The sequence below is a fragment of the Pseudolysinimonas sp. genome (genome assembly GCF_039912695.1).
Taxonomy (GTDB): Bacteria; Actinomycetota; Actinomycetes; order Actinomycetales; family Microbacteriaceae; genus Pseudolysinimonas_A.
Window position 1 is genome coordinate 167790 of record NZ_JBDSPJ010000021.1, and the last position, 6057, is coordinate 173846.

General features: G+C 66.5%; 6 protein-coding genes. 3 read left to right on the forward strand and 3 right to left on the reverse strand.

What is annotated here, in order from left to right; all coding sequences use genetic code 11:
* Window positions 1-11: 11 nt before the first annotated feature.
* Window positions 12-650 (reverse strand): hypothetical protein, encoded by a 639-nt coding sequence (locus ABIR17_RS08225; RefSeq protein WP_348003890.1) that lies wholly within the window; start codon window positions 648-650, stop codon window positions 12-14.
* Between the two features lie 32 nt (window positions 651-682).
* Here ABIR17_RS08225 and ABIR17_RS08230 point away from each other — a divergent pair, with 32 nt between their 5' ends.
* From ABIR17_RS08230 to ABIR17_RS08240, 3 genes are read left to right on the forward strand one after another with little or no spacing between them, the layout of a single operon-like run.
* Entirely contained in the window at window positions 683-1312 is a 630-nt protein-coding gene (locus tag ABIR17_RS08230) for a GNAT family protein (RefSeq protein WP_348003891.1), read from the forward strand.
* A 26-nt stretch (window positions 1313-1338) separates the two neighbouring features.
* Window positions 1339-1662: a chorismate mutase gene (locus ABIR17_RS08235; RefSeq protein ID WP_348003892.1), complete on the forward strand. Its 324-nt coding sequence runs from the start codon at window positions 1339-1341 to the stop codon at window positions 1660-1662.
* Window positions 1659-2576 (forward strand): SDR family NAD(P)-dependent oxidoreductase, encoded by a 918-nt coding sequence (locus ABIR17_RS08240; RefSeq protein ID WP_348003893.1) that lies wholly within the window; start codon window positions 1659-1661, stop codon window positions 2574-2576. Before ABIR17_RS08235 ends, ABIR17_RS08240 begins: the two co-directional genes overlap by 4 nt.
* A 9-nt stretch (window positions 2577-2585) precedes the next feature.
* Here the strand turns inward: ABIR17_RS08240 and ABIR17_RS08245 are convergent, their stop codons facing one another.
* Together ABIR17_RS08245 and purL are read right to left on the reverse strand one after the other, a co-directional pair.
* The gene (locus ABIR17_RS08245; protein ID WP_348003894.1) at window positions 2586-3578 is read right to left on the reverse strand and encodes a DUF4325 domain-containing protein; all 993 of its coding nucleotides are present in this window, start codon (window positions 3576-3578) and stop codon (window positions 2586-2588) included.
* A gap of 123 nt (window positions 3579-3701) precedes the next feature.
* A complete protein-coding gene (gene purL, locus ABIR17_RS08250) occupies window positions 3702-5996 on the reverse strand; it encodes a phosphoribosylformylglycinamidine synthase subunit PurL (RefSeq protein ID WP_348003895.1) in 2295 nt (764 codons plus the stop codon).
* Between the last annotated feature and the right edge of the window lie 61 nt (window positions 5997-6057).

The window sequence follows — 6057 nt, forward strand, 5'->3', positions numbered from 1 at the left end:
GTCGGCGGGCTCTACTGCGGGCCGGAGTTCGCGACAGCAGAGAAGGTCGCGAGCGCCAGGTAGATGCCGAGGGCTGAGCCGAGAATCGTGATGCTCAGGCTCACCAGCCAGTCGGTGGCGGTCGGCGCGATCGGTTCGCGATCGTCTTCGCGCCCGAACGGCGCCGCGAGACGGGATGCGGCGGAGGTGTCACCGAACGGGTGGCCGTTGAGAGCCGTGCTTCCGACGAGCACCGGGCGCCAGTCGGCGCGGAAGGCGATCACCAGCGGGACTAGCCCCATCACGATGAAGACCACCGCGATGAAGATTCCCGTCGGGTCGCCGGACAGTGCGCTGAGGAGAAACTGCACGCCCAGACCGCAGAACAGGATCGGCCAGGCCCAGGCGGCGAGCGGGGTGCCGAAACCACGGGCGAGGTAGACGCTGACGCCGACGATGACCAGCCCCCCGACGATCGAGAGCGGCGTGAATGCGACGACGGAGTCGGGACACTCGGTTGCGATCACGTAGGCACCACCGGAGGCGCAGAAGCCGCCGAGCCCCATCACCACACCCGCCGACAGGTACAGCAGCGTGAAGCAGAACGAGAAACCGAGCCAGCCGACGACGGCGCCGGCGAGACGCCAAGGCTGACCTGAAAAGCGCTGCATGGCGTCACGTTAGCGGCTGCGAGGATTGCAAGGTGACTGCCACCCGCCCCGACCGCCGCGTGCTCGAAGGCCGCGTCATCCAGCTCGAACCTTTCACGACCGAACATCTGCCCGGCCTGTGGGCTGCACTCGGGCGTCCCGAGGTCTTCGCGGGTGGCTACGGGGGCGGCCCGGAGGGTCTCCCTGCCGACCAGACCGCCTACGCAGAGTGGGCGCCCCGCTACTTTCCCCACGAGGCTGGCATTACCTACGTTGCTCGTCTCACGGTCGGCCCCGATGCCGGCACCATCGTCGGGTCGTCGAGCCTTGCCGACTTCGACCTCGCGTTGGAGCATGCGCACATCGGCTGGACCGGCTGGCACCCGAGCATCTGGGGCACCGCGGTGAACCCCGAAGCAAAGTTGCTGATGCTCGGGACGGCTTTTGACCACGGGTTCGGCCGCGTGAAACTTCAGGCGGATGCTCGCAACGAGCGATCGAGGGCGGCGATCTCGAAACTCGGCGCCACCTTCGAGGGCATCACCCGTCGGGACCGACGGCGCGCCGACGGCACCTGGCGCGACACTGCCGTGTTCTCGATCCTGGTCGAGGAATGGCCGGGGGTTCGAGCCGGGCTCGAAGAGCGACTCAGGTCTGCACCGACCCCGACCTTGGATCGGTAGCTAGGTTGGATCGGTAGTCTGGCCGCATGGCCGAGATGGATGACGCGACGCGCGCCGAACTCGCCGAGCTGCGTCAGAGCATCGACAACATCGACGCTGCCCTCACGCATCTTCTGGCTGAGCGGTTCAAAGCGACACAACGGGTCGGCCGGCTGAAGGCCGCGCGCGGGCTGCCACCGTCAGATACTGAGCGCGAGAGGGTGCAAACCGCGCGACTCCGGGCGCTCGCACTCGACGCCCAACTCGACCCCGCCTTCGCCGAGAAGTGGTTCAACTTCGTCGTCGCCGAGGTCATCCACCACCACGAGCAAATCGCCTCCACCGGCGCGATCAGTACCCCGCAACCGTGACCTGGGATCCAGTTCACCTCCCGTCGCAGGAGGGACGAACTTTCGTTGTCACCGGCGGGAGCACCGGCATCGGCTACTGGGCGTGCGAGCAGCTCGCCGGGGCCGGTGCCCGCATCATCCTGGCGGCCCGACATGCGCCCAAGGCGAACCAGGCGATGGCGTCGATTCGTGCTCGGGTGCCGCACGTCGACATCCACCACGTGCCCTTCGACCTCACCTCGATCGACTCCGTTCGCGCGACGGCTGATCACATCGCCGAACTCGGCGGAGCGGATGTGCTGGTCAACAATGCCGGACTCGTGATCTCTCCGGCGACGCGGAAGACGACCAAGGACGGCCTCGAACTCGAGGTTGGCGGCAATTTCGTCGGGCACTTCGCGCTGACGGCGCTGGTCTTTCCCGTGCTTCGAGATCGCGTCGTCGGACTCGGCTCGATGGCGACCGCGATGACTCGACTCGACCCCGATGACCTGATGTCCGAGAAGAAGTACCGACCGTTCCGCGCGTACGCCTTCTCGAAGCATGCGGTGCACGGCTTCGCGTTCGAACTCGATCGTCGACTACGCGCGGCCGGGGATGCGCGCAAGTCGATGCTCGCGCACCCCGGGTATGCGGTCAACGAACTCTCCGAGAAACGGCCCGACGTCATCACCAACTCGTCGTGGTGGCAGCGGGTCGGCGGCTTCGCGTCGGCCGTCGTCGCGCAAGGCAAAGATCACGGCGCCTGGCCGGTCGTGCGTGCGGCGACCGATCCTGACGCGGAGTCGGGTACGTTCTTCGGCCCCGGCCAGATGTTCGGGATGCGCGGCCTGCCGGTTGCCCAGGCGCCGGTCACCTCATCCGCGTCGCCGGAGTTCGGCGCGAAACTGTGGGCGCTCGCCGAAGATTGGTCGGGAGTTAAGTTCGCGGTCTAGGGTCGAAACTCAACCTCGACGCGCCCGATTCACCATGAACTCGACTGCCTCATTCATGTTGGTCGGAACGAGGCGCACGCCGCCGTGCTCGGATGGCCAGACCCTGAGCAGTTCATCGACGAAGCCCTGGCCGACGTCATCTACTCCGGCGAAGTCGAGATCGATGTCGTCGAAAGCCTCCATCCCCTCCATGAGACGACGCGCTTCCGACCGCGAGATGAACGCGAGTCCCGTGCCAAACAGCTTGACTGTGGGGCGACTCCTCACGAATCCGCGATCCTCGGTCGTGAATTCCTCGAAGACCGAGCGCAAGGTGCGAGCTGGCGGAAGGGGAAGCGTGAACTCGACGAGGGTGCCGATCCGGACTGGCGAGACCCCGAGTGCGACGTCGCCGCGGAGGTTGTCGACCGTCAGTCGAAGACCGTTTGCCGAGAGCCGAAACACCCCGGCGACTTTGGAGGTGAAGAAGATCCCCTCTCCGCTATGGCGTTCGCGCCAGGTCGTGCGCTTTCCCTTGGTGAGCTCAGCCGCGGCCTCGATGGGGCGACTGAGGCCCAGGCCGGACTGAAGGTGTGCGAATACCCCGTCGCCGTGGTCCCGGATGCGGAATGCGAACGCGGATGATGTCGACCAGACCTCGGAGTCAGCCCACTGACTTCCGCTGTGATCGATTGCGTTGTTGAGCATCTCGGTGAATGCGTAAGTCGCTGCGCGTCCTGCGTCTGTGCTGCCATCTATCTCGAGACCCGTTCTGGCGCGGAGCCACACGTCTGACTCCGACAGCCCGTCAAGCTCGTCGCGGGAACTCCACTCCGGCGGGCGCGCCGGCATTGTGGAGTCGGTCGTGGCGAGCGCAGTGCGGACCCCCTCAAGATCGAACCGACGGTGTCCGCCAGCCGACACGCTGGACGGGATCTCACCGCGATCCGCGAGGCGACGGAGAGTCTTGATCGGGAGCCCGAGGTTTGCGCTGAGTTCGCCAATGCTCACGAGGTCGCTCACTGTGACCCTCCGAATCTGCCCGTCGGGGAGATTCTGACACGATGCTCCCGAAAAATCTACCCGGCGGGAATGTTTTGCCCTTCCCCTGCCCGCGATTTCTTCCCGCTGGGCAGTAATCCGCTCCTAGCGCGCCGGGTACCCGACCACGGGACCGAAGTGCGCCGCGAGGGTGCCACGTGAAACATCCTGAAGTTCGGCCAGCGGGATCGTGAAGTGGTCTTGCACCTCGAGGTCTCCCTCGGTGTCGGTCACGCCCATCCGCAGCACCGGGTAGCCGCGACCTTCGCAGAGCCGGGTGAACTTGACGTCTTCTTCGCGAGGAACAGCGACGAGCACGCGACCGGTCGACTCGGAGAACAGCGCCGTCGCGACGTCGATTCCATCGCGTTCGCAGAGTTCGTCGAGGAACACCCGGGCGCCAACGCCGAAGCGCAGGATGGCGTCGGTCAACGCGATCGCGAGCCCCCCGTCGGCGAGGTCGTGGGCTGCGTTCAGCAGTCCTTCGTGGGCGGCCGCCGCGAGGAGGGCGCCGAGGTCTTTCTCGCGACTCAGGTCGACGGCGGGGGGACGTCCGCCGAGGTGACCGTGCAGCACGCCGGCCCAGGCCGAGCCGTCGAGTTCGAGCGACGTCGTGCCCAGCAGGTAGACGTTGTCACCACCGTCTTGCCAGCCCGACGGAACCCGCCGCCCGACGTCATCGATGGTGCCGAGCACGGCGATCACCGGCGTCGGATGGATCGGCACGTCGCCGGTTTGGTTGTAGAACGACACGTTGCCGCCGGTCACCGGGATGCCGATCTCGAGGCAGCCGTCGGCGAGGCCCGTGACGGTGCGCTCGAACTGCCACATCACCTCGGGGTTCTCCGGGGAACCGAAGTTGAGGCAATCCGAGACTGCGACCGGGGTCGCACCCGTCACGGCAACGTTGCGGTAGGCCTCGGCGAGCGCGAGTTTTGCACCCTCATACGGGTCGAGGTAGCAGTACCAGCTGTTGGCATCCGTCGCGACGGCGAAGCCGAGGCCGGAGGTCTCGTCGACCCGCACCATGCCGCCGTCGTCTGGGTAGGACAGCGCGGTGTTGCCCAGCACGTACCGGTCGTACTGGTTGGTGACCCACTTCTTGTCGGCGAGGTTCGGGCTGCCCAGCAGGTGCAGAAGGTCGGCGCGCTGCTCGTCGCCGGTCGCCGGGCGCCGCAGAACTGATGCCGAGTCGGCGTTGAGCGCGTCGATCCACTCGGGGCGCACCATCGGGCGGTCGTACACCGGGCCGTCGACGGCGACGGTGCGGGGGTCGACATCGACGATCGTTTCGCCGCGCCAGGTGATCGTGAGGCGGCCCGAGTCGTTGACCTCGCCCAGCACGCTGGTCTCGACATCCCACTTGGCGGTGACGGCGAGAAAACCCTCCAACTTCGACGGCTCGACGATCGCCATCATCCGCTCCTGGCTTTCCGACATCAGGATCTCTTCGGCCGTGAGTGAGGGATCGCGCAGGAGGACGGCATCCAATTCGATGGCCATGCCGCCGTCGCCGTTGCTGGCGAGTTCCGAGGTGGCGCACGAGATGCCGGCAGCTCCCAGGTCTTGGATGCCTTCCACCAGGTCGGCGGCGAACAGTTCGAGGCAGCACTCGATGAGCACCTTCTCGGCGAACGGGTCGCCGACCTGAACGGCTGGACGCTTGGTCGGTCCGCCGGCTGAGAACGTGTCGGAGGCGAGGATGCTCGCGCCACCGATACCGTCGCCACCGGTGCGGGCGCCGAACAGCACGACCTTGTTGCCGGCTCCGCGGGCGTTCGCGAGGTGGAGGTCTTCGTGGCGCAGCACCCCGACCGCGAGGGCGTTCACCAAGGGGTTCGCCTGGTACACCGGGTCGAACCAGGTCTCGCCGCCGATGTTGGGCAGGCCGAGGCAGTTCGCGTAGAACGAGATGCCGCTCACGACTCCCGGCACCACGCGAGCAGTGTCGGGATGATCGATCGCCCCGAAGCGGAGGGCATCCATCACGGCGACCGGGCGCGCACCCATCGAGATGATGTCGCGCACGATGCCGCCGACTCCGGTGGCTGCACCCTGGAACGGCTCGATGTACGACGGGTGATTGTGTGACTCGATCTTGAAAGTGACCGCCCAGCCCTCACCGATGTCGACGACGCCGGCGTTCTCGCCCATGCCGACCATGAGGTTCTTCGTCATCTCAGGCGAAACCTTCTGCCCGAACTGCTTCAGATGCACCTTCGACGACTTGTAGGAGCAGTGCTCACTCCACATCACCGAGTACATCGCCAGCTCGCACGAGGTCGGGCGGCGGCCGAGGATCTCCTTGATACGGGCGTACTCGTCGACCTTCAGGCCGAGTTCGGCCCAGGGCTGGGAGTCGTCTGGGTTCTGCTCGGCATTGCTCACGGTGTCGGCCACGGCCGCAAATCTATCGTGGCAGGGGCTGCCCTCCTGCTCTCGTCCGCGTACCCTGACTGCC